Origin of the sequence: Enterobacter sp. 118C5 (assembly GCF_034107645.1) — a bacterium.
GTDB lineage: Bacteria > Pseudomonadota > Gammaproteobacteria > Enterobacterales > Enterobacteriaceae > Enterobacter > Enterobacter nematophilus.
On record NZ_JAWNEU010000013.1, the window covers coordinates 41501 to 65233 of the forward strand.

Consider the following 23733-nt stretch of genomic DNA (forward strand, 5'->3'; position numbering starts at 1 on the left):
CGCGCAAAATTTCTGTTGTTACCCGTCATACTTCAGGCGGCAGCGAAACGCGCTGCAGCTCCTGTTACTGACGCTCTTTTTTAAAAAAGGTTCTTTTAATGGCCAATAATACCACTGGGTTAACGCGTATCATCAAAGCTGCCGGCTATTCGTGGAAAGGTTTCCGTGCCGCCTGGGTTAATGAAGCTGCTTTTCGCCAGGAAGGTGTCGCCGCTATCGTCGCGGTTATCATCGCCTGTTTCCTTGATGTAGATGCCATTACCCGCGTGCTTCTCATCGGTTCCGTACTTCTGGTGATGATAGTGGAAATTCTCAATAGCGCTATTGAGGCCGTGGTCGACCGGATCGGCTTTGATTTCCACGAGCTTTCTGGCCGCGCGAAAGATATGGGCTCCGCCGCTGTCCTGCTGGCGATTATCACAGCAGCCATTACCTGGGTCACTCTGCTTTGGTCACATTTCCGATGAGCCTCGAGGAATAATTAAGTCCCTGGTTTTTTGTGCAGTTTTTGGTTCCAAAATCTCCTTTGACTGTATATACTCACAGCATAACTGTATATACACCCAGGGGGCGGAATGAAAGCATTAACGACCAGGCAGCAAGAGGTGTTTGATCTCATTCGGGATCATATCGGCCAGACGGGTATGCCACCCACGCGTGCGGAAATCGCGCAGCGTCTGGGCTTCCGTTCTCCGAATGCTGCCGAGGAACACCTGAAAGCGCTGGCGCGTAAGGGTGTAATTGAGATTGTGTCAGGCGCGTCGCGTGGTATCCGCCTGCTGGTGGAAGAAGAGACGGGCATTCCGCTGATTGGCCGCGTTGCCGCAGGTGAACCGCTGCTGGCACAACAGCATATTGAAGGTCATTACCAGGTCGATCCTGGTATGTTCAAGCCGAGTGCTGATTTCCTGCTGCGCGTTAGCGGGATGTCGATGAAAGACATCGGCATTCTTGATGGCGACCTGCTGGCCGTTCACAAAACGCAGGATGTGCGAAACGGCCAAGTGGTGGTTGCGCGCATTGATGACGAAGTGACCGTTAAGCGCCTGAAAAAACAGGGTAACACCGTTCAGCTGTTGCCTGAAAACAACGAGTTCACCCCGATTGTGGTCGACCTCCGCGAACAGAGCTTCTCTATTGAAGGTCTGGCGGTTGGCGTGATTCGCAACGGCGAATGGCTGTAATCTCTTCCTGACAGGCTACGCTTCCGCTGTAGCCTGCTTCATTTTCCATTCCCGGTATTTCTCATGTCACTGCTGACGGCATCTGATAAGGCATTGTGGCGTCTTGCCCTGCCGATGATTTTCTCCAATATCACCGTGCCCTTGCTGGGTCTGGTCGATACGGCCGTTATTGGTCATCTCGATTCCCCTGTTTATCTTGGCGGCGTGGCGATTGGCGCGACGGCAACCAGCTTCCTGTTTATGCTGCTGCTGTTTTTACGTATGAGCACTACCGGGCTCACGGCACAGGCGTATGGTGCGAAAGACCCGTTACGTCTGGCGCGTGCGCTGGTGCAGCCGCTGATCCTGGCGCTAGGCGCGGGGATGTTGATTGTTTTACTGCGCACGCCCCTGATTGACCTTGCGCTCCATGTTGTTGGCGGTAGTGAGGCGGTACTGGAGCAGGCGCGTCGCTTCCTGGAAATCCGCTGGCTCAGCGCGCCCGCTTCGCTGGCAAACCTGGTTCTGCTGGGGTGGCTACTGGGCGTGCAGTACGCCCGTGCGCCAGTGATTTTGCTGGTCGTGGGAAACCTGCTCAACATTGCGCTCGATCTCTGGCTGGTGATGGGTCTGCATATGGACGTACGCGGGGCGGCACTGGCGACGGCGATTGCCGAATACGGAACCTTTTTCATTGGTTTGTGGATGGTCTGGCGCGTGCTGGCGATGCGCGGGATCTCCCTTGCGTTGCTCAAAAACGCATGGCGCGGCAATATCCGCAGGCTGCTGGCGCTCAACCGTGACATCATGCTGCGCTCGCTTCTGCTGCAGCTCTGTTTTGGCGCGCTGACGGTTTTTGGCGCCCGTCTTGGGCCTGAGATCGTCGCGGTGAATGCGGTTCTGATGACATTGCTGACCTTTACCGCCTACGCGCTGGACGGCTTCGCCTACGCCGTTGAGGCGCATTCAGGGCAGGCGTACGGCGCGCGGGAAGGTGGGCAGCTTCAGGATGTCTGGCGGGCAGCCTGTCGACAAGCGGGACTGGTCGCGCTGGCGTTCGCACTGATTTACGCCTGTTTTGGCCGTGACATTATTGCATTACTCACTTCGTTACCGGCTTTACGTGAACTGGCGGACCACTACATCGTCTGGCAGGTGATCTTGCCGGTGGTGGGTGTCTGGTGCTATCTGCTGGATGGCATGTTTATCGGTGCAACGCGCGGGGCGGAAATGCGTAACAGTATGGCGGTCGCGGCGGCGGGGTTTGGTTTGACGCTGCTGACGCTTCCCTGGCTGGGTAATCACGGTTTGTGGCTGGCGCTTGCGGTCTTCCTCTCCCTGCGCGGCCTGTCGCTTGCCTTTATCTGGCATCGGCACTGGCAAAATAATACCTGGCTTCCTTCCCGTCACGATATATCGTGACGGTTAAAGATTCCGAATATGAAATTGACCGCCGAATCCTTAGCTACAATTATTATCACGTCCAGCAGAAAAGAACGTAACGGACGTTACGACCCGACGCTTAACTAAGAGGACACGATGATGAATAAAGACGAAATCGGCGGCAACTGGAAGCAGTTCAAAGGTAAAGCGAAAGAACAGTGGGGTAAGCTGACTGATGACGATATGACCGTCATTGAAGGTAAACGCGATCAGCTTGTCGGTAAAATTCAGGAACGTTACGGCTACGAGAAAGATCAGGCGGAAAACGAAGTCAAAGACTGGGAAACCCGTAACGACTACCGCTGGTAACGCTGAATAACCCACACAGGCGGCTCTAAGCCGCCTTTTCTTTTGCCCTTAACGCGGCTTTTTCTTCACCAGAATAGAGTGGTCGTGCTGACACGCATCCTGATGCCGACAGGCTTCCACCTCAACGCATGCTGAACACAACCCGTGTGCTTCAATCACGTTATGGCGCAGGGCAAAACCCATTTTTGCCGCCAGCGAATGCATGATGTCTTCCACGCCTTCCGCACCCTCTTCTTTTACCACGCCGCAACGGTCGCAGATAAACATGGCCGATGTGTGCGTTGGCTGATCGAAAAGATGGCACAGGACATAGCTGTTTGTGGATTCAACCTTATGCACAAACCCTTGTTCCAGCAGAAAATCCAGCGCGCGATACACCGTCGGCGGTTTAGCCTGCGGCTCGCTTTCGCGGAGCAGGTCGAGCAGATCGTAGGCGCTGATCGCCCCCTGTTGCAGGCTCATCAGGCGTAAGACTTCAAGGCGCTGCGGGGTCAGGCGCACATTGCGTTGCGCGCACAGCTTTTCGGCCTGCGCTAACAGCTCTTTTGTGGACTTATCCATTTAGCACCTCGGATGTTCTGGGACGTAAAACCCTCACTTTATCATGTTCTGGCAAAAACACCGATATCCGCCAGGCTGTGCTATACCTGACGCATCGCAAACCGGGAATGTAACCATGAAAAAACCAGACTGTATCAAGCACTGGCGCGACGTAGAAGGGCCAGATGACGCCACCTACCCCGACAGTAATGAGCTTTTTTCCATCGGTGCACCGCTGGCGCGCAGGCTGGGCCTCAGGCGCATAGGCATTCATCATGAGCGTTTACCGCCGGGGCGTCGAACGTCCTATCCCCATGCGGAAAGTGACGAAGAAGAGTTTATCTACGTGCTTGAGGGCTATCCTGAAGCCTGGATTAATGGCTATTTGTGGAGGCTTGAACCCGGCGACAGCGTGGGCTTTCCCGCCGGAACGGGCGTGTGCCACACCTTTATCAACAATACGGACGAAGAGGTGCGGTTACTGGTGGTGGGGGAGGCCAACAAGAAGCAAAACCGCATCTACTATCCGCTTAATCCGGTCTATGCCGCCACGCGAGAGGACCGCTGGGTGGATCATCCCCCTCAATTTTTCGGGCCACATGATGGAAAACCTGTGAAAAAATAATTTCCTCTTCTATAAATATTGAGGGCCGTCACAAATTACAACAGGCCGTAAGGAAGTTTTACTTAGGGAATGAATTAGCGGGTCTTTTTATCTTTATTCACAGCAATAGTTCGCGCCTGTTTGGGGGATAACAGACAGGGGTTATTTCATAACAGACTATAAGACGGGCATACTGTGAAAAAACATTTTAAATTTTCGGTGGTTAGCATCGCTGTCTCCTTGTTTATGGCAAATCAGGCGGGAGCGGCCAATACCTGGACAGAATCACGTAGCGACGCGATGGGGGGGACCGGCGTTGCTTCGGGCAGCTATGGTAGTGGGGCGTTAATCAACCCCGCGCTGCTGGCAAAGGCAAAACCGGACGATGATGTGACGGTCATTTTGCCGTCCGTTGGCGTACAGGTGACGGATGAGGACAATCTTCAGGACGAGATTGATACCATCAACGACAAAATCAATCATTATAAGGATGTGGTTGATAACCTTACGCCAATTGAGGTCATCACCAATCCGCTAGGCTCGATTAACCAGTTCCAGGGCGCGGCCAAAGATCTGGCCGATGAGCTGGACTATCTCAAGGGTAAAACCGCACGCGCGACGGCAGGGGCAGGGCTTGCCGTGAGTATCCCTAACGATGTGCTTTCCGTGGCTTTTATGGCGAAAGGCTATGCCCATGGTCGGGTGAGTTCGTCTATCGACCAGCAGGATATTGATTATCTGCGCGGTATTCAAAGAAGCAATCTGGTGGCTGCCGGCGTTGCCCTGGACGCGGCGCTGAACGGCACGGACCAGATCACAAAAAACCTCAACTCAACGGCGTCCGGTCGGGCGGCGATTGTCTCCGACTACGGTATTGCCGTTGCGCGTCAGTTTGACCTGGGCGGCGTTCCGGTTTCCGTGGGCGTGACGCCAAAACTGCAAAAATCCTGGATCTATAACTACACCACCTCGATCTACGATTACGACAGTAATAAGTGGAACGACAGCCGCTACCGTACAGACGATACCGGCTTTAACGTCGATGCCGGTATTGCCGCTGATTTTGGCGAAAACTGGACGGTCGGCGTGAGCGGGCAAAACCTGATGTCGCGCGATATCGACACCAAAGATATCCGCATCCGCAACGGGCGTACGGGGGAAGTGGTGAGCTATAAAGACACCTACCAGATCCGTCCGCTGGTGACCGCGGGCGCCGCCTGGCACAACGATCTGGTGACGCTGACCGCCGATGGCGATCTGACCGAAACCAAAGGCTTCAAGAGCGAAGATACGTCGCAGTATGTTGGGGTCGGTGCTGAAGTGACTCCGCTGAGCTGGCTGGCGGTGCGCGCCGGTTATCGCGCGGACATGAAAGGGAACGACAGCAACGTCTTTACCGGCGGTGTCGGTTTCGCGCCGTTTAATACCGTGCATGTTGACCTGATGGGCCTGTATGGCGAGGACGAAACCTGGGGCGCAGGGGCTCAGCTGAGCATGACGTTCTAAAGTGCACCGGAGGCGCTGCGCCTCCGGCTTTTCTTTGTGCTATAGTAGCGCCCCTTTTCCACCAGATGCTTAAAACTTCGCCATGTCGTCAGAACACCAGACCGCTTTTCCTGCACACCGTTTCTCCATTGCGCCGATGCTCGACTGGACGGATAGACACTGCCGCTATTTCCTGCGCCAGCTCTCCCGCCATACGCTGCTGTACACCGAGATGGTGACCACGGGCGCAATTATTCACGGGAAGGGCGACTACCTGGCATACAGCGAAGAAGAGCATCCGGTTGCCCTGCAGCTGGGGGGGAGCGATCCGGCCGCGCTGGCGCAGTGTGCAAAGCTGGCGGAAGAGCGCGGCTACGATGAGATCAACCTCAACGTTGGCTGCCCTTCCGACCGCGTGCAAAACGGCATGTTCGGCGCCTGTCTGATGGGCAACGCACAGCTGGTGGCGGACTGCATCAAAGCGATGCGCGACGTGGTTTCCATTCCGGTGACGGTTAAAACCCGTATCGGCATTGACGACCAGGACAGCTACGAATTCCTGTGCGATTTCATCAACACGGTTTCAGGGAAAGGCGAGTGCGAGATGTTTATCATCCACGCCCGCAAAGCCTGGCTTTCAGGCCTGAGCCCGAAAGAGAACCGTGAGATCCCGCCGCTGGACTACCCGCGCGTGTATCAACTGAAGCGTGATTTCCCGCACCTGACGATGTCGATCAACGGCGGCATCAAGTCGCTGGAGGAGGCGAAGGCGCACCTTGAGCATATGGATGGCGTGATGGTCGGGCGCGAGGCGTATCAGAACCCGGGCATTCTGGCGACGGTCGACCGCGACATCTTTGGCGCTGCAGGCGCAGACGCCGACCCGGTTGCGGTCGTGCGCGCCATGTACCCCTACATTGAGCGCGAGCTGAGCAGCGGCACGTATCTTGGCCACATCACCCGCCACATGCTTGGCCTGTTCCAGGGGATCCCGGGCGCGCGCCAGTGGCGTCGCTACCTCAGCGAGAACGCGCATAAAGCTGGTGCCGATATTGAAGTACTGGAACATGCGCTGCGGCTGGTGGCGGATAAGCGATAATTTTCGCTAAAAGATCGTCAAATTCACCACGCCCTGCGAATTCTCGCGGGGCGTTTTGCTTTAAGAACAATACGTTAGCTTTGGCATGATTCTTGTAATGATTGCAACATCATTCGGGAACTTGTGGGAGAGCACCATGCTTGAACTACTTTTTGTGATTGGCTTTTTTGTCATGCTGATGGTCACGGGCGTGTCGCTGCTCGGCATTCTGGCCGCGCTCGTTGTGGCCACGGTGGTAATGTTCATTGGCGGATTGTTTGCCCTGACGATCAAACTGCTGCCGTGGCTGCTGCTGGCTATCGCCGTGGTGTGGGTAATACGGGCGATTAAAGCACCAAAACTGCCGACTTATCAGCGCAATAACCGCTTCCGTTACTAAGGTATTGAGGGGTTCGTCACATACTTGTAACTTTTCCGGCAGCATGGCTTAGAACAGAATAGGATTTACTTATCGAATCTGTCACTATGGCTGCCGCTACAGAATTCATCGAGCTGTACCCTACATACAGCCGAACTAAAAAAAGAAAGGGCTTCCCACGGGAAGCCCAATTTCTTTTTAGGGCTCAGGGAATTAGCAAACTTGAACCCTGCGTCGCCCGGCTCTCCAGCACCTCATGCGCACGCTGCGCATCGGTTAGCGGGTATTTTTGCGCATCCGCCACATCCACCTTAATCACGCCGCTGGCGATCAGCGAGAAAAGCTCGTTGCTGGCTTCCTCCAGTTCTTCCCGGTTGGTGATGTAACCCTGCAAAGAAGGGCGCGTCACGTACAGAGATCCTTTCTGGTTCAGAATGCCCAGATTAACGCCGGTTACAGCGCCTGAGGCGTTACCGAAGCTCACCATCAGCCCGCGACGCTGCAGGCAGTCCAGCGAGGCCTCCCAGGTATCTTTCCCCACCGAGTCATACACTACGCGTACTTTTTTACCGCCAGTAATCTCTTTTAGCCGCTCGACGATGCTCTCTTCCCGGTAGTTGATCACCTGCCACGCGCCCGCGTCCAGCGCCCGCTGGGCTTTTTGCGCACTGCCTGTGGTGCCGATGAGCTTCGCGCCTAAGGCTTTCGCCCACTGGCAGGCAATCAGCCCCACGCCACCGGCGGCAGCGTGGAACAGGAACTGCTCATCGGGCTTAATTTCGTAGGTTTTGCGCAGCAGGTAATAGACCGTCAGACCTTTCAGGAATGAGGCGGCCGCCTGCTCAAAGGAGATGGCGTTCGGCAGCAGGGCGGCTTTGTCCGCCGGGACGTTGTGGACGGAACTGTAAGCGCCCAGGGCAGACTGTGCATACACCACACGATCGCCTTCTTTGATGTGCTTAACCGCACTGCCCACTTTGCTGACAATGCCGGCCGCTTCAGTGCCCAGGCCGCTCGGCATTGACGGAGGCGGGTAGAGACCGCCGCGAATATAGGTATCAATGTAGTTAATGCCGATAGCTTTGTTTTCAACCTGGATTTCGTTCTCGCCAGGCGCAGCGGGGGTAAACTCCACCGCTTTCAGCACTTCAGGACCGCCGTGTTTCTGGAACTCAATGCGCGTTGCCATGCTCCCTCCGTAAGAAAAATATGGTAATCTTTCGACCCACTCTTTATCTCGGTAACTCCATTCACTATGGCAGGAAACAAACCCTTCAACAAACAGACTGAACCTCGCGAGCGTGATTTCCAGGTCGCAGGGTTAAAAGTCCCGCCGCACTCGATTGAAGCGGAACAGTCGGTGTTGGGCGGTTTAATGCTGGATAACGAACGCTGGGACGACGTCGCCGAGCGCGTGGTGTCTGAAGATTTCTACACCCGCCCGCACCGCCATATCTTTACCGAAATGGCGCGCCTGCAGGAGTCGGGCAGCCCGATTGACCTGATCACGCTCGCGGAATCGCTGGAGCGTCAGGGTCAGCTGGACAGCGTCGGTGGCTTTGCCTATCTGGCAGAACTGTCAAAAAACACGCCAAGCGCGGCGAACATCAGCGCTTACGCCGACATCGTGCGCGAACGTGCCGTTGTTCGCGAGATGATCTCGGTGGCGAATGAGATTGCCGAGGCCGGATTCGACCCGCAGGGCCGCACCAGCGAAGACCTGCTCGATCTTGCCGAGTCCCGCGTCTTTAAAATCGCCGAAAGCCGTGCGAACAAAGACGAAGGGCCGAAAAACATCGCCGACGTGCTTGACGCCACCGTGGCGCGTATCGAACAGCTGTTCCAGCAGCCGCACGATGGTGTCACCGGGGTGAACACCGGCTATGACGATTTGAACAAGAAAACCGCCGGTTTACAGCCCTCGGATTTGATCATCGTCGCGGCGCGTCCATCGATGGGTAAAACGACGTTTGCGATGAACCTCGTCGAAAATGCCGCGATGCTGCAGGATAAGCCCGTGCTGATTTTCAGCCTTGAGATGCCCTCCGAGCAGATCATGATGCGTTCTCTGGCGTCGCTGTCGCGCGTGGATCAGACCCGCATTCGTACCGGCCAGCTCGACGATGAGGACTGGGCGCGCATCTCCGGCACCATGGGCATTCTGCTGGAAAAACGGAACATCTACATTGATGACTCCTCCGGCCTGACGCCGACGGAGGTCCGTTCCCGCGCGCGCCGTATCGCCCGCGAGCACGGCGGCATCGGCCTTATCATGATCGACTACCTTCAGCTGATGCGCGTCCCGTCACTCTCAGACAACCGTACGCTGGAAATTGCAGAGATTTCCCGCTCGCTCAAGGCGTTAGCTAAAGAGCTGCACGTGCCGGTGGTGGCGCTGTCGCAGCTGAACCGCTCTCTGGAACAACGCGCCGACAAGCGCCCGGTTAACTCCGACCTGCGTGAGTCCGGCTCCATCGAGCAGGATGCTGACTTAATCATGTTTATCTACCGTGATGAGGTTTATCACGAGAACAGCGACCTGAAGGGGATCGCCGAAATTATTATTGGTAAGCAACGTAACGGCCCAATCGGTACGGTGCGTCTGACCTTTAACGGACAGTGGTCGCGTTTCGACAACTATGCCGGTCCTCAATATGATGATGAGTAATTTCTAAGGAATTCAAATGCAAGCGGCAACTGTTGTAATTAACCGCCGCGCTCTGCGACACAACCTGCAACGTCTGCGTGAACTGGCGCCCGCCAGCAGGCTCGTTGCAGTCGTGAAAGCGAACGCTTACGGACACGGTCTTCTTGAGACCGCGCGAACGCTCCCCGATGCCGACGCCTTTGGCGTCGCCCGTCTCGAAGAAGCTCTCCGCCTGCGCGCAGGCGGCATTACTCAACCGATTCTGCTCCTCGAAGGCTTTTTTGAAGCCAGCGATCTGCCGACCATTGCCGACCAGCGTCTGCACACGGCGGTGCACAACGAAGAGCAGCTGGCCGCGCTGGAATCCGCCGAGCTGAGCGAGCCGGTGACCGTCTGGATGAAGCTCGACACGGGCATGCACAGGCTGGGCGTGCGTCCGGAAAACGCGGAAGCGTTTTATGAGCGTCTGAGCCAGTGCAAAAACGTGCGCCAGCCGGTGAACATCGTCAGCCATTTTGCCCGTGCCGATGAGCCCGAGTGCGGAGCAACCGAACAGCAGCTCGATATCTTCAACACCTTCTGCGAAGGCAAGCCGGGGATGCGCTCGATTGCGGCCTCCGGCGGGATCCTGCTGTGGCCGCAGTCCCACTTCGACTGGGCGCGTCCAGGCATCATCCTTTATGGCGTTTCCCCTCTGGAGAACAAACCCTGGGGGCCGGACTTAGGCTTTAAGCCGGTTATGTCGCTGGTTTCAAAGCTGATTGCCGTGCGCGAGCATAAAGCGGGAGAGCCGGTGGGTTATGGCGGTACCTGGACCAGCGAGCGCGACACGCGGCTCGGCGTGGTGGCGATGGGCTACGGCGACGGCTATCCGCGCGCGGCGCCAACGGGTACGCCGGTGCTGGTTAACGGTCGTGAAGTGAAAATTGTCGGCCGCGTGGCGATGGACATGATTTGCGTTGATCTGGGGCCTGAAGCCCAGGATAAAGCGGGCGACGATGTGGTGATGTGGGGCGAAGGTCTGCCCGTTGAACGCATTGCTGAAATAACGAAAGTAAGTGCTTACGAACTTATCACGCGCCTGACGTCGCGGGTGGCGATGCAATACATCGATTGAACCGCCAGTGAAGTGAGGTAATTAACCTCACTTCAACTTTACTAACATCCTCTCGACCTTCTTCCACTTCCGGTTTATTGTTGAAATTCCTGCCTCATCGAATTCCGGAGAACCATCGCGTGTTTCAGAAAGTTGACGCCTATGCCGGCGACCCTATTCTCTCCTTAATGGAGCGTTTCAAAGAAGATCCTCGCAGCGACAAAGTGAACCTCAGCATTGGCCTGTATTACAACGAGGATGGCATCATCCCGCAATTAAAAGCCGTTGCCGAAGCCGAAGCGCGCCTTAACGCTGTTCCACACGGTGCGTCTCTTTATCTGCCGATGGAAGGGCTTAACTCCTACCGCAATACCATCGCGCCTCTGCTGTTTGGGGCCAACCACGCGGTACTCGCGCAGAAACGCGTGGCGACCATCCAGACGCTGGGCGGATCAGGTGCGCTGAAAGTCGGTGCTGACTTCCTGAAAAAGTATTTCCCGGATTCCGGAGTGTGGGTCAGCGACCCGACGTGGGAAAACCACGTTGCGATCTTCGAAGGGGCAGGCTTTAAAGTCGAGACCTATCCGTGGTTCGACAGCGAAACCAACGGCGTGCGCGTTGAAGCGCTGCTGGAAAAACTGAACACGCTGCCGGAGCGCAGTATCGTATTGCTGCATCCGTGCTGCCATAACCCAACGGGTGCGGACCTCACCAATGCCCAGTGGGATGCGGTGATTGAGGTGCTGAAGGCACGTAATTTGATCCCGTTCCTCGACATCGCCTATCAGGGCTTTGGCGCAGGCATGGAAGAAGATGCTTATGCCATTCGCGCCGTTGCCAGCGCCGGGCTGCCAGCGCTGGTCAGCAACTCCTTCTCAAAAATCTTCTCTCTGTACGGCGAACGCGTTGGCGGTCTGTCCGTGGTGTGTGAGGACTCAGAAGCGGCAGGTCGCGTACTGGGCCAGCTTAAGGCGACGGTTCGCCGCATTTACTCCAGCCCGCCAAACTTTGGTGCGCAGGTGGTAGCGACGGTACTCGGTGATGAACAGCTGAAGGCGTCCTGGCTTGCCGAAGTGGAAGCGATGCGTAAGCGCATCCTGTCCATGCGTCAGGAGCTGGTTAACGTGCTGAAAGAAGCCGTGCCGGGACACAACTTCGACTATCTGCTCAAGCAGCGCGGGATGTTCAGCTATACCGGACTGAGCGCGGCGCAGGTCGATCGTCTGCGCGAAGAGTTCGGCGTCTACCTGATCGCCAGCGGCCGCATGTGCGTGGCGGGCCTGAATGCCAGCAACGTTCACCGCATGGCGCAGGCGTTTGCTGCAGTAATGTAAGTGCTTACTTATCCTCCCTCTCCCTGCGGGAGAGGGCCGGGGTGAGGGCCTCAGGCCCCATAAACACGTCCCCCGGTACTTTGTGATCGTCTTCTTTTTATTCATCTTTATAAGCAAAAACTCCTTTCCTTCACCTCCCGCTGGGGTTATGGTCGGATAGTTTTTTGACCATTCACTCAAAATAAAACGATAACAAACTGAATATTCAGGGGAAAATATGCGCAAGATCACACTGGCGCTCAGCGCCGCCTGCTTATTGTTCTCGCTTAATAGTGCCGTTGTGGCGCGAGCTTCCGCGCCGACGCCGCTCTACACCGGCACCACCGCCGCCATGCTTGCCGAACAGGCACCCATTCACTGGGTTTCCGTCGCCCAAATTGAAAACAGCCTGATGGGCCGTCCGCCAATGGCCGTGGGCTTCGACATTGACGATACCGTGCTTTTCTCAAGCCCTGGCTTCTGGCGCGGTAAGAAAACGTATTCCCCGGAAAGCGAAGCGTATCTGAAGAACCCGGAGTTCTGGGAAAAAATGAATAACGGCTGGGACGAGTACAGCATCCCGAAAGAGGTCGCCCGCGCGCTTATTGCTATGCACGTTAAGCGCGGCGACAGCATTTACTTTGTCACCGGCCGTAGCCAGACCAAAACGGAGACTGTTTCCAAAACCCTGCAGGACGATTTTCAGATCCCGACGGCCAGCATGAACCCGGTCATTTTTGCCGGTGATAAAGAGGGGCAAAACACCAAAACCCAGTGGCTGGAGCAGAAAAACATCAAAGTGTTCTACGGTGATTCGGATAACGACATTACCGCGGCGCAGGATGTGGGGGCCAGAGCGATCCGGGTGCTGCGTGCCTCTAACTCGACCTATCGACCGCTGCCGATGGCAGGCAAGTTTGGCGAAGAGGTGATCGTTAACTCCGAGTATTAATGCATGAGCGGCGGGTATGATTCTTTTTTGAACAAATCCGCCGCTGCGGGTTTTACCTTTCGCCTTCTTGCTGCACACTTAGAAAGATTCATCTTTCAGAACGGAGCAGCACATGTGGTATCAACAGACCCTGACCTTAAGCGCCAAACCCCGCGGATTTCACCTTGTGACGGAAGAAGTCATCGGACAAATCCGCGACCTGTCACGCGTCAGAACGGGTTTACTGCATCTGCTGCTTCAGCATACATCGGCTTCTCTCACGCTTAATGAAAATTGCGATCCCACCGTCCGGTCTGATATGGAACACCATTTCCTGAAGACGGTTCCGGACAATGCCCCCTACGAGCACGATTATGAGGGCGCAGATGACATGCCTTCGCATATCAAATCTTCTCTGCTGGGCGTATCGCTGATGCTGCCGGTACACAACGGGCGGCTACTGCTGGGAACGTGGCAGGGGATCTGGCTGGGAGAACATCGCATTCACGGTGGTTCGCGTAAAATTATCGCAACGCTACAAGGGGAATAAAGATGACAATTTCGGAGCTACTTCAGTACTGCATGAGTAAACCTGGCGCTGAGCAGAGCGTTCATAGCGACTGGAAAGCCACGCAGATTAAAGTGGGAGACGTGCTGTTTGCGATGGTGAAAGAGGTGGAGGGGCGTCCGGCGGCGTCGCTGAAAACCAGCCCGGAACTGGCGGATCTGTTACGTCAGCAGCATGATGATGTGAGGCCGAGTCAGCACCTCAATAAGGCGCACTGGAGTACCGTTTATCTGGACGGCTCGCTGCCCGGCTCGCAAATTTATTATCTGGTGGATGCGTCCTACAAGCAGGCGGTTGAGCTGCTGCCGGAAGTGACCCGACAGCAGCTCTCCGTCTGAGATTACAGCAACGGTTTAAGGAAGCGCGCGGTGTGCGAGGCTTCGCACTCTGCAACGGTCTCTGGCGTACCGGAGACGAGGATTTCACCGCCGCCGCTGCCGCCTTCCGGGCCAAGATCGACAATCCAGTCCGCGGTTTTAATCACGTCCAGGTTATGTTCGATGACCACAATCGTGTTGCCCTGATCGCGCAGCTGATGCAGAACCTCCAGCAGCTGCTGGATATCCGCAAAGTGCAGACCGGTGGTCGGCTCATCCAGAATGTAGAGCGTCTGGCCGGTTCCGCGTTTGGAGAGCTCACGCGCCAGCTTCACGCGCTGGGCTTCACCGCCGGACAGCGTTGTCGCTGACTGCCCCAGACGAATGTAGGTCAGGCCAACGTCCATCAGCGTCTGCAGCTTACGCGCCAGCGCAGGGACGGCGTCAAAGAACTCGCGCGCCTCTTCGATGGTCATGTCCAGCACTTCGTGGATGGTCTTGCCTTTGTACTTAATCTCCAGCGTTTCGCGGTTATAGCGCTTGCCTTTGCACTGGTCGCACGGCACGTAGATATCCGGCAGGAAGTGCATCTCAACTTTGATCACGCCGTCGCCCTGACACGCTTCACAGCGGCCGCCGCGCACGTTAAAGCTGAAACGTCCTGGCGTATACCCGCGCGAGCGCGCTTCCGGTACGCCGGCGAAGAGTTCACGTACGGGCGTGAAGACGCCGGTATAGGTCGCCGGGTTGGAACGCGGCGTACGGCCAATCGGGCTCTGGTCAATGTCGATAACCTTGTCGAAATGTTCCAGCCCCTGAATGTCGCGATACGGTGCAGGCTCGGCAAGCGTCGCGCCGTTCAGCGCCGTCTGCGCAATCGGGAACAGCGTATCGTTGATCAGCGTCGATTTACCGGAACCGGACACGCCGGTGACGCAGGTAAACAGGCCAACCGGCAGCGTCAGCGTCACGTCCTTCAGGTTGTTGCCGCGCGCCCCGGTGAGCTTCAGCACTTTTTCCGGGTTCGCCGCCACGCGCTGTTTCGGCACTTCAATCTTGCGCTTGCCGCTCATGTACTGGCCGGTCAGCGACTCGGGCACCGCCATGATGTCCTTCAGCGTCCCTTCCGCGACCACCTGACCGCCGTGTACGCCCGCGCCAGGACCGATGTCGATCACGTGGTCTGCGGCGCGGATCGCATCTTCGTCGTGCTCGACCACAATCACCGTGTTGCCGAGATTGCGCAGGTGGACAAGCGTGCCGAGCAGGCGTTCGTTGTCGCGCTGGTGCAGACCGATGGACGGTTCATCCAGCACGTACATCACGCCGACTAAGCCCGCGCCAATCTGGCTCGCCAGACGGATGCGCTGGGCTTCACCGCCGGAGAGCGTTTCCGCCGAGCGGGAAAGCGTCAGGTAGTTCAGGCCAACGTTCACCAGGAACTTGAGGCGATCGCCGATCTCTTTCAGCACTTTTTCGGCGATTTTTGCACGCTGGCCGGAGAGCTTCAGGTTATTGAAGAAGTCCATCGCGTGGCCGATGCTCATGTCTGAGATAGTCGGCAGCGCCGTGTTTTCCACAAACACGTGGCGCGCTTCGCGACGCAGACGCGTGCCCTCGCAGGTGGCGCAGGAGCGGTTGCTGATGAACTTCGCCAGCTCTTCGCGCACCGCGCTGGATTCGGTCTCTTTGTAGCGGCGCTCCATATTGTGCAGCACCCCTTCGAACGGGTGGCGACGCACAGAGGTATCGCCACGGTCGTTCATATATTTGAACTCGATGTTCTCTTTGCCGGAACCGAACAGGATCACTTTGTGCACGTTCGGGCTCAGGCTCGCCCACGGGGCTTCAACGTCGAATTTGTAGTGCTCCGCCAGCGACTTCAGCATCTGGAAGTAGTAGAAGTTACGCTTGTCCCAGCCGCGAATGGCCCCGCCCGCGAGCGACAGCTCCGGATTCTGGATCACGCGGTCCGGATCGAAATACTGCTGCACGCCCAGACCGTCACAGGTCGGACACGCGCCCGCCGGGTTGTTGAACGAGAACAGGCGCGGCTCCAGCTCGCGCATGCTGTAGCCGCAAACTGGGCAAGCGAAGTTGGCGGAGAAGAGCAGCTCCTCCGCTTTCGGGTCGTCCATGTCGGAGACCACGGCCGTGCCGCCAGAGAGTTCCAGCGCGGTTTCAAAGGATTCCGCGAGGCGCGTGGCGAGATCGTCACGCACCTTAAAGCGGTCAATCACCACCTCAATAGTGTGCTTCTTCTGCAGCTCCAGCTTTGGCGGATCCGACAGGTCACACACTTCACCGTCGATACGGGCGCGGATATAGCCCTGGCTTGCCAGGTTCTCCAGCGTTTTGGTGTGCTCGCCTTTACGCTCTTTGATGATCGGCGCCAGCAGCATCAGACGTTTGCCTTCCGGCTGCGACAGCACGTTGTCGACCATCTGGCTTACGGTCTGCGCCGCCAGCGGGACGTCGTGGTCCGGGCAGCGCGGCTCACCCACGCGCGCATACAGCAGGCGCAGGTAGTCGTGAATTTCAGTAATGGTACCGACCGTTGAACGCGGGTTATGCGAGGTCGACTTCTGCTCAATGGAGATAGCAGGCGATAACCCTTCAATATGATCGACATCCGGTTTTTCCATCAGCGACAGGAACTGACGCGCGTACGCAGAGAGTGATTCGACGTAACGACGCTGTCCTTCGGCATATAAAGTGTCGAAGGCCAGTGAGGATTTGCCAGACCCCGAAAGCCCGGTCACGACGATGAGTTTGTCGCGAGGGATTATGAGGTTGATATTCTTGAGATTGTGGGTGCGGGCGCCCCGAACTTCGATCTTATCCATTCACCTTTCCCGGTTGGAACACGGATTGCCTGGTTTGTTTGAAGGACAAACGGCTGTCAGAAACGGCTAATTATGACACAATTTAACCTGTTTGAATATACAGTATTGGAATGCATTTTCTGATTCGCTGTGTAACAATGTCGAGTTCGCGAGAGATTTCTGAACCGACTACGCAACTATGCAAATTGCCGCGTGGAAATGGTACACTCGCGCGTTTACACTATTAAGAAACGTATTCAGGAGACACGAACATGGCCAGCAGAGGCGTAAACAAGGTGATTCTCGTCGGTAATCTGGGCCAGGACCCGGAAGTACGCTACATGCCGAGTGGTGGCGCAGTTGCCAACATTACGCTGGCTACTTCCGAATCCTGGCGTGATAAAGCGACCGGTGAAATGAAAGAGCAGACCGAATGGCACCGCGTTGTGCTGTTTGGCAAACTGGCAGAAGTGGCCGGTGAGTATCTGCGTAAAGGTTCTCAGGTCTATATCGAAGGCCAGCTGCGCACCCGCAAATGGACCGATCAGTCCGGCGCTGAGAAGTACACCACGGAAGTGGTGGTGAACGTGGGCGGCACCATGCAGATGCTGGGTGGCCGTCAGGGCGGTGGCGCACCGGCAGGTGGCGGTCAGAACCAGCAGCAGGGTGGTTGGGGTCAGCCTCAGCAGCCTCAGGGCGGCAACCAGTTCAGCGGCGGCGCGCAGTCTCGTCCGCAGCAGCAGTCTGCTCCTGCCCCGTCTAACGAACCGCCAATGGACTTCGACGACGATATCCCGTTCTGATCAACGGATGCTAAAACAAAAAACCCAGACATCGTCTGGGTTTTTTTATTGCTGAAGGGATCAGGTAATCACCATCGGCCAGTCTGGTGGCGTGTGGCTCATCGCCTCAACCATCACCACTTTTATATTTTCCCAGACCGCTGCCATATCCAGCAGGGTGATGCCCAGCAGGCCCGTTGCGAACCAGCAGGCCGCGCCAAGCCCTAACAGGGTACTGATGACGGCAAGACCCGCGTAGTCGGATTTACGAAACTGAATGTTCAGCGTGCTGGCTAAAAACATCAAAACCGCACTCAACAAGGGCCAGCGCAGGAGAACCATGCTGGTAGTAATGGTTGCCATAAAACCCATCCTCTACAAAACAGACGAACTGAATGAAACAATGTTTCTCGTTACACAATATGTGTGAACTATATCACATTTGTTGATTTATTCGCCAGTGTCTGCGTAGCCAAAAAAGGGGATTTTATTACCCGGAAAAAAGAGCGTGCGGTACGGGACTGCTTTCACACAGGGGGATGCGGGTCCAAAACGTGCCGGGATAATGCTCGCCGGGCAAGCGGGGAAGAGCATCCGCGAGAAAGAGACGGCCAGCCGTGCCGTTTTTAGGGGGCGCATTATTTTCTGATAATATTGTGGTGATGTCTGATTATTTATAAAACAACGAACAAAATATACCCGCAGAAATAGGATAAAACGTCACGTTGATGTTGTATTTTTTTCATGCCGCCAGAAGTTTTGCTTAATCAGCGATCCTCTGTTGTGTTCTCTTCAAACCTCCCGTGCGCGATGGATAATTATTTTCCTTAATTGAAACGGAACGAATACTTACAGTTTAGCTTACGGGAAAATATTATCGTCATAACGAAATTTAAGATTTTTAATACTAAAAGTCAGTTGCTAACTTCGCATGATTCATGCAACGTAATCACCTGTTTAACAAAGCATCCGGCCTTCATTACTACAGGCGTACAACATGCAGGGATATAGGGCGGGAAATGAATCGTAGCGCGCGGCGCAAAATGCTCAGGGTGGTAGGGATCATCATGGTAGTTATGCTGCCGGTGATGCTTGCTCTATGGTTTGCCCAGCTACGAGCCGAGTCGGAAACGAGCGCTCAGCTACGTACATTTGCTGAACTGGCTTTAGACAAAACAGAACTGGTAATTCAACAGGTTGAACTGGCCAGGGGCGAGGCAGAAAAATATCAGGGTGAACGTTGTACGCCGGAACATCGTCAATATATGTTGAACGTTGTTCGCGGCCGCCTGTTTGTCGCCGATTTAATTTATGCTGAAGGTCAGAATTTTCATTGTTCGACCATTTTTACACCGGATCAACCCTACGTCATTCCGGTCGCTAATTACACGCGTAAACCTGACGTTGCTATCTATTATTTTCGCGATACGCCATTTTATACTGGCTATAAAATGACATATATGCAGCGCGGAAATTATGTCGTGGTGGTCAATCCGCTTTCTTACAGTGAAGTGATGTCTACCGATCATTCCCTCGCATGGGGGGTATACGACACGGTGACTAATGCCTTCTTTTCCGTCAGTCAGAAAGCCAATGCGACTTTATTAAATTCGATGATTCGGGATAAGGAATCGGTATTTCAAAAAGATAACCGTTTCTATACCGTCGTAAAATCGCCTAAACGACCTATTGCCGCTATCGTGTCGACGTCAGATAAACGTTTTTATGAAACGCTCTATCACCAGGCGACGTTGACGCTACCGCTGGGAATGATCTGCAGCATTATTATTTTGCTGGTGTGGTCCCGCACCCATCGTGAGCTTAATTCGCCGGGGCGCTTACTGCACAGGGCGTTGAACAAACGTCAGCTTTGCCTGCACTATCAGCCGATTATCGATATCAAGAATAACCAGTGCGTGGGGGCAGAGGCGCTGTTGCGCTGGCCTGGTTTCAATGGGCAGGTAATGAGCCCGGCTGAGTTTATTCCGCTGGCTGAAAAAGAGGGAATGAGCGAGCGGATTACGGACTATGTCGTTGAGGAGGTGTTCAGCGATCTGGGCCATTTCCTGGCGGCGCATCCGCATCTCTATATTTCGATTAACCTGTCGGCCACGGACTTCCACTCCTCGCGGCTGATCGCCATGATTACTGACAAGGCCCGGCACTACGCCGTACGCGCCCAGCAAATTAAAATTGAAGTGACGGAACGCGGCTTTATCGATGTGCCAAAAACCACGCCGGTGATTCAGGCCTTCCGTCAGGCGGGCTATGAAGTGGCGATCGATGATTTCGGGACCGGTTACTCCAACCTGCACAACCTCTACTCGCTGAACGTCGATATTCTGAAAATCGATAAATCGTTTATCGACACCTTAACCACCAACAGTACCAGCCACCTGATCGCCGAGCATATTATCGAGATGGCGCAAAGCCTGCGGCTTAAAACCATTGCGGAAGGGGTGGAAACGGCTGAGCAGGTGAGCTGGCTGTTGAAGCGCGGCGTTCAGTTCTGTCAGGGATGGCACTTCGCGAAAGCGATGCCGCCCCAGGAATTTATGACCTGGCAGCAGCAACCTTTGCACTGATACGCATTAATTCAACTGGTGGCGGTAATCGCTTGGCGTACGGTCAAACTCGCGGCGAAACACGCGGGAAAAGGTTTGTTGCGACACATAGCCAAGATCCATCGCGATATCAAAAATCGGCCGTTGCGTTGAGCGTAACGCCTGCGCCGCCAATAGCAGCCTGCGCTGACGAATGTACTCTCCCAGCGTCTGGTGCATGACCGTGCGGAACATTCTCTGTAAATACCATTTCGAATAGCCCGATTTTTTTGCGACCACATCAATGTTCAGCGGTTGGTCGATATGATCGTCAATCCATTCAATAAGTGTCTGAATAATCTGCTGATGCGACATAAGGTTGCCCCTCTGTAGATACAACTTTCTCGGTTGATTCGTCGTTTTCTCTGCGGGGGAGTATAATTCCTCAAGTTAACTTGAGGTAAAGAGGTTTTATGGAAAAGAGATTGCCGCGCATTAAAGCGCTCTTAACTCCCGGCGAAGTGGCAAAGCGAAGCGGCGTTGCGGTATCGGCGCTCCACTTCTATGAAAGCAAAGGGTTAATTAAAAGCATCCGTAACGGCGGAAACCAGCGCCGCTATACCCGCGACGTGCTCCGCTACGTGGCGATTATTAAAATTGCGCAACGCATCGGCATTCCCCTGGCGACGATCGGTGAGGCATTCGGCGTGTTGCCGGAAGGGCATACGCTGAGCCCAAAAGAGTGGAAAGAGCTTTCGTCCCAGTGGCGTGAAGAGCTGGACAGGCGTATCCACACGCTGGTGGCGCTGCGTGACGAGCTGGACGGCTGTATCGGCTGCGGCTGCCTGTCCCGCAGCGACTGCCCGCTGCGTAACCCCGGCGACAGGCTGGGCGAGCAGGGGACGGGGGCGCGGCTGCTGGAGGAGGATTGAGCCCGTGCGGCCTGTTTGCCGGGTAAGGCGCAGCCGCAACCCGGCAAAAAGCACAATAAAGAACTAAAGCGCCACAAAGGGCGCTTTAGTTTTTCCCGGTCTTTGTCTTTCTCTCTATCCCGCTGGTTCACGGGAGGGTTTCCCCCGACATCAGCACCCCTCGTGTCGAGCTGGTTGGGGAGGTTCCGGATTGTGCTGACACTTTAATTCTATGCAAGACCCGTTTTTTCGCCAGCCGCGCCAGCCGTTTTTTAGACGAAATTTTTTCGCGGTGTTGTTCGATTTTCTATAGTTAAAAAGTATGAATAACAGGAGAAAACCATGCTCACGGTACATCACCTTAACCAGTCGCGCTCGCACCGCGCGATCTGGGCGCTGGAAGAACTCGGCCTGCCTTATGAGATCGTTCATTACCAGCGCGAAAAGAACATGCTGGCACCCGAGTCCCTCAAAAAGGTGCATCCGTTGGGCAAATCGCCCGTCATTGAAGATAACGGGCTGATCCTTGCGGAGTCAGGCGCCATTCTGGAGTATCTGCAGGAAACCTATGATGCAGAATCGCGGCTGAAGCCTTTAGACCCCGCGCATAAGGTGCAATACCGCTTCTGGCTGCATTACGCCGAAGGCTCGCTGATGCCGCTGCTGCTAATGAAGCTGGTCTTCAGCAGTCTCGGCAAGCCGCCCGTGCCGTTTGGCATCCGAACGCTGGGCAAGGCGCTGGGGCAGGGGGTACAGAAAGCGTATCTCAACCTCCAGCTGGAGACCCACGCGCGCTTTATTGACTCACATCTCGCTAAAAACAGCTGGTTTGCCGGAGAGGCGTTAAGCATGGCCGACATTCAGATGAGCTTCCCCCTCTTTGCCCTGCTGGCGCGCGGCGGCATTGCTAATCTGCCGCATATTCAGGCATGGAAGCAAAAAGTGGAGGGCAGCCCCGGCTGGCAAAGAACCCTGCAACAGGGTGGCCCGTTAACGATCCCGGGCGAGGAGTGAAATGTAAACAAATTGCGCATAGACGATAACGTTTGCGCATCCTCTGTTTATTTCTTCATCGTCATAAGTGAATTTTAGCGAAAAACGACAAAGTTCAGTTGAAAAGGGCGGGTATTAGGCTGGATAATCGTTTGCCTTAATTTGACCACCCGTTTTATAAGCGCGGAGCTAAACGTTTGCTTTTTTGTGACGCCCTTTCGTCGCATACGCAACACACGGATTTGACGTTTAGCTGGCAGCGGTGTCTCCACCACGCTTATGAACGTTCTATAAAAACTCTCAGGGGATGTTTCTATGTCTACGCCATCTGCGCGTACCGGCGGTTCATTAGACGCCATGTTTAAAATTTCGGCTCGTGGCAGCACCGTGCGCCAGGAAGTCGTTGCCGGTCTGACCACGTTTCTGGCGATGGTTTACTCCGTCATCGTGGTGCCGGGCATGCTTGGCAAGGCGGGCTTCCCGCCTGCGGCTGTCTTCGTCGCCACCTGCCTGGTGGCTGGCGTGGGCTCCATCGTAATGGGCCTGTGGGCGAACCTGCCGCTGGCGATTGGTTGCGCCATCTCGTTGACCGCCTTTACTGCGTTCAGCCTGGTGCTGGGCCAGCAGATCAGCGTACCGGTTGCCCTCGGCGCCGTGTTCCTGATGGGCGTACTGTTTACCGTTATTTCTGCCACCGGCATCCGTAGCTGGATTTTGCGCAACCTGCCGCAGGGCGTGGCGCACGGCACCGGTATCGGTATCGGCCTGTTCCTGCTGCTGATTGCCGCCAACGGCGTTGGCCTGGTGATTAAGAACCCGCTGGACGGCCTGCCGGTAGCGCTCGGTCACTTCGCGAGCTTCCCGGTGATCATGTCGCTGGTGGGGCTGGCGGTGATTATCGGCCTGGAAAAACTGAAAGTGCCGGGCGGCATTTTGCTGACCATTATCGGCGTGTCCATCGTCGGCCTGATTTTCGATCCGACCGTCCACTTCTCCGGTATTTTCGCCATGCCGTCCCTGAGCGATGACAAAGGCAACTCCCTGATCGGCAGCCTGGATATCGTCGGCGCGCTGAACCCGGTGATCCTGCCTAGCGTGCTGGCGCTGGTGATGACCGCGGTGTTTGACGCCACCGGGACCATCCGCGCGGTGGCCGGTCAGGCCAACCTGCTGGATAAAGACGGTCAGATTATCGACGGCGGCAAAGCGCTGACCACCGACTCCCTGAGCAGCGTCTTCTCTGGTCTGGTGGGTGCAGCGCCTGCGGCGGTGTATATCGAATCCGCAGCGGGTACGGCGGCAGGCGGTAAAACCGGCCTGACGGCGATCACCGTCGGCGTGCTGTTCCTGCTGATCCTGTTCCTCTCTCCGCTCTCTTACCTGGTCCCGGCGTACGCGACCGCGCCAGCGCTGATGTACGTCGGCCTGCTGATGCTGAGCAACGTGGCGAAAATCGACTTTGCGGACTTCGTGGATGCGATGTCCGGCCTGATTACCGCGGTGTTTATCGTCCTGACCTGTAACATCGTGACCGGCATCATGATCGGCTTCGCCTCGCTGGTGATTGGTCGTCTGGTCTCCGGTGAGTGGCGCAAGCTGAACATCGGTACCGTGGTGATCGCCGTTGCGCTGGTGGCGTTCTACGCGGGCGGCTGGGCAATCTGAGTTATCCATTGATGCGAAAACGGGTGGCTCAGGCTGCCCGTTTTTATTTTCAGGACTCATCCCGTTGCCTTTTGCGTTACTCTGGAGAAGATAGAATAAAAGGCACGACGCCTTCCGTAGTACATAAGTAACACAGCAAAC

General features: G+C 55.7%; 24 protein-coding genes and 1 pseudogene. 20 read left to right on the forward strand and 5 right to left on the reverse strand.

Annotated features, from left to right (window positions below; genetic code table 11):
* The first annotated feature begins 98 nt into the window (after nt 1–98).
* From UTO39_RS18185 to UTO39_RS18205, 5 genes and pseudogenes are all read left to right on the forward strand, one after another.
* Complete coding sequence (locus UTO39_RS18185; protein ID WP_320727752.1) at nt 99–467, forward strand: diacylglycerol kinase; 369 nt, start codon at nt 99–101, stop codon at nt 465–467.
* Nucleotides 468–575: 108 nt separating this feature from the next.
* A complete protein-coding gene (gene lexA, locus UTO39_RS18190) occupies nt 576–1184 on the forward strand; it encodes a transcriptional repressor LexA (RefSeq protein WP_028015162.1) in 609 nt (202 codons plus the stop codon).
* A 63-nt stretch (nt 1185–1247) separates the two neighbouring features.
* Nucleotides 1248–2585, forward strand: a complete 1338-nt coding sequence (gene dinF / locus UTO39_RS18195) for an MATE family efflux transporter DinF (protein ID WP_320727753.1) — start codon at nt 1248–1250, stop codon at nt 2583–2585.
* Nucleotides 2582–2656, forward strand: a pseudogene (locus tag UTO39_RS18200) (hypothetical protein); the annotation flags it as partial. The gene dinF and the pseudogene UTO39_RS18200, both read left to right, overlap by 4 nt.
* A gap of 49 nt (nt 2657–2705) precedes the next feature.
* Nucleotides 2706–2915, forward strand: coding sequence for a CsbD family protein (locus UTO39_RS18205; protein WP_003860314.1), 210 nt, complete (start codon nt 2706–2708; stop codon nt 2913–2915).
* Nucleotides 2916–2963: 48 nt separating this feature from the next.
* On the opposite strand, the gene zur is transcribed toward UTO39_RS18205, so the two are convergent.
* Nucleotides 2964–3476 (reverse strand): zinc uptake transcriptional repressor Zur, encoded by a 513-nt coding sequence (gene zur, locus UTO39_RS18210; protein ID WP_047345602.1) that lies wholly within the window; start codon nt 3474–3476, stop codon nt 2964–2966.
* Between the two features lie 115 nt (nt 3477–3591).
* Between zur and UTO39_RS18215 the strand changes: the two genes are divergently transcribed.
* The 4 genes from UTO39_RS18215 (at nt 3592) to pspG (ending at nt 7022) form a co-directional block, all read left to right on the forward strand.
* Nucleotides 3592–4080 carry a cupin domain-containing protein gene (locus UTO39_RS18215; RefSeq protein ID WP_320727754.1) on the forward strand — a complete coding sequence of 163 codons (489 nt, stop codon included), beginning with the start codon at nt 3592–3594 and terminating at the stop codon, nt 4078–4080.
* A gap of 225 nt (nt 4081–4305) precedes the next feature.
* Nucleotides 4306–5565 carry a conjugal transfer protein TraF gene (traF, locus tag UTO39_RS18220; RefSeq protein WP_407065110.1) on the forward strand — a complete coding sequence of 420 codons (1260 nt, stop codon included), beginning with the start codon at nt 4306–4308 and terminating at the stop codon, nt 5563–5565.
* A gap of 82 nt (nt 5566–5647) precedes the next feature.
* Nucleotides 5648–6643 carry a tRNA dihydrouridine(20/20a) synthase DusA gene (gene dusA, locus UTO39_RS18225; RefSeq protein WP_266179878.1) on the forward strand — a complete coding sequence of 332 codons (996 nt, stop codon included), beginning with the start codon at nt 5648–5650 and terminating at the stop codon, nt 6641–6643.
* A gap of 136 nt (nt 6644–6779) precedes the next feature.
* A complete protein-coding gene (gene pspG, locus UTO39_RS18230) occupies nt 6780–7022 on the forward strand; it encodes an envelope stress response protein PspG (RefSeq protein ID WP_028015168.1) in 243 nt (80 codons plus the stop codon).
* Between the two features lie 184 nt (nt 7023–7206).
* Here the strand turns inward: pspG and UTO39_RS18235 are convergent, their stop codons facing one another.
* Nucleotides 7207–8190, reverse strand: coding sequence for a quinone oxidoreductase (locus UTO39_RS18235; protein ID WP_061099554.1), 984 nt, complete (start codon nt 8188–8190; stop codon nt 7207–7209).
* A 66-nt stretch (nt 8191–8256) separates the two neighbouring features.
* Between UTO39_RS18235 and dnaB the strand changes: the two genes are divergently transcribed.
* The 6 genes from dnaB to UTO39_RS18265 all read left to right on the forward strand — a co-directional run bounded on the left by dnaB (nt 8257) and on the right by UTO39_RS18265 (nt 13894).
* Nucleotides 8257–9669 carry a replicative DNA helicase gene (gene dnaB, locus UTO39_RS18240; RefSeq protein ID WP_008503375.1) on the forward strand — a complete coding sequence of 471 codons (1413 nt, stop codon included), beginning with the start codon at nt 8257–8259 and terminating at the stop codon, nt 9667–9669.
* A gap of 16 nt (nt 9670–9685) precedes the next feature.
* Nucleotides 9686–10765 (forward strand): alanine racemase, encoded by a 1080-nt coding sequence (gene alr / locus UTO39_RS18245; protein WP_061099552.1) that lies wholly within the window; start codon nt 9686–9688, stop codon nt 10763–10765.
* 119 nt (nt 10766–10884) lie between these two features.
* Nucleotides 10885–12078, forward strand: coding sequence for an aromatic amino acid transaminase (gene tyrB, locus UTO39_RS18250; protein ID WP_061099551.1), 1194 nt, complete (start codon nt 10885–10887; stop codon nt 12076–12078).
* A gap of 217 nt (nt 12079–12295) precedes the next feature.
* The gene (gene aphA, locus UTO39_RS18255; protein ID WP_061099550.1) at nt 12296–13009 is read left to right on the forward strand and encodes an acid phosphatase AphA; all 714 of its coding nucleotides are present in this window, start codon (nt 12296–12298) and stop codon (nt 13007–13009) included.
* A gap of 112 nt (nt 13010–13121) precedes the next feature.
* Nucleotides 13122–13538 carry a secondary thiamine-phosphate synthase enzyme YjbQ gene (locus UTO39_RS18260; protein WP_061099549.1) on the forward strand — a complete coding sequence of 139 codons (417 nt, stop codon included), beginning with the start codon at nt 13122–13124 and terminating at the stop codon, nt 13536–13538.
* A 2-nt stretch (nt 13539–13540) separates the two neighbouring features.
* Nucleotides 13541–13894, forward strand: a complete 354-nt coding sequence (locus UTO39_RS18265; RefSeq protein ID WP_061099548.1) for an MmcQ/YjbR family DNA-binding protein — start codon at nt 13541–13543, stop codon at nt 13892–13894.
* Between the two features lie 2 nt (nt 13895–13896).
* Here UTO39_RS18265 and uvrA read toward each other — a convergent pair whose 3' ends face one another.
* Nucleotides 13897–16719 carry an excinuclease ABC subunit UvrA gene (gene uvrA, locus UTO39_RS18270; RefSeq protein WP_320727755.1) on the reverse strand — a complete coding sequence of 941 codons (2823 nt, stop codon included), beginning with the start codon at nt 16717–16719 and terminating at the stop codon, nt 13897–13899.
* Between the two features lie 251 nt (nt 16720–16970).
* Here uvrA and ssb1 point away from each other — a divergent pair, with 251 nt between their 5' ends.
* Nucleotides 16971–17501, forward strand: coding sequence for a single-stranded DNA-binding protein SSB1 (ssb1, locus tag UTO39_RS18275; protein ID WP_006177466.1), 531 nt, complete (start codon nt 16971–16973; stop codon nt 17499–17501).
* A gap of 60 nt (nt 17502–17561) precedes the next feature.
* Here the strand turns inward: ssb1 and UTO39_RS18280 are convergent, their stop codons facing one another.
* Complete coding sequence (locus UTO39_RS18280) at nt 17562–17843, reverse strand: YjcB family protein (protein WP_045261050.1); 282 nt, start codon at nt 17841–17843, stop codon at nt 17562–17564.
* Between the two features lie 656 nt (nt 17844–18499).
* On the opposite strand from UTO39_RS18280, the gene UTO39_RS18285 reads away from it, so the two are divergent.
* Nucleotides 18500–20065, forward strand: coding sequence for an EAL domain-containing protein (locus UTO39_RS18285; protein ID WP_320727756.1), 1566 nt, complete (start codon nt 18500–18502; stop codon nt 20063–20065).
* Nucleotides 20066–20071: 6 nt separating this feature from the next.
* Here UTO39_RS18285 and soxS read toward each other — a convergent pair whose 3' ends face one another.
* The gene (gene soxS, locus UTO39_RS18290) at nt 20072–20398 is read right to left on the reverse strand and encodes a superoxide response transcriptional regulator SoxS (RefSeq protein ID WP_008503387.1); all 327 of its coding nucleotides are present in this window, start codon (nt 20396–20398) and stop codon (nt 20072–20074) included.
* Between the two features lie 98 nt (nt 20399–20496).
* Here soxS and soxR point away from each other — a divergent pair, with 98 nt between their 5' ends.
* The 3 genes from soxR to ghxP all read left to right on the forward strand — a co-directional run bounded on the left by soxR (nt 20497) and on the right by ghxP (nt 23592).
* The gene (soxR, locus tag UTO39_RS18295; RefSeq protein WP_023331806.1) at nt 20497–20955 is read left to right on the forward strand and encodes a redox-sensitive transcriptional activator SoxR; all 459 of its coding nucleotides are present in this window, start codon (nt 20497–20499) and stop codon (nt 20953–20955) included.
* Nucleotides 20956–21276: 321 nt separating this feature from the next.
* The gene (locus UTO39_RS18300; RefSeq protein WP_320727757.1) at nt 21277–21948 is read left to right on the forward strand and encodes a glutathione S-transferase; all 672 of its coding nucleotides are present in this window, start codon (nt 21277–21279) and stop codon (nt 21946–21948) included.
* Between the two features lie 294 nt (nt 21949–22242).
* Nucleotides 22243–23592: a guanine/hypoxanthine transporter GhxP gene (gene ghxP / locus UTO39_RS18305; RefSeq protein ID WP_061099544.1), complete on the forward strand. Its 1350-nt coding sequence runs from the start codon at nt 22243–22245 to the stop codon at nt 23590–23592.
* Nucleotides 23593–23733: the final 141 nt, after the last annotated feature.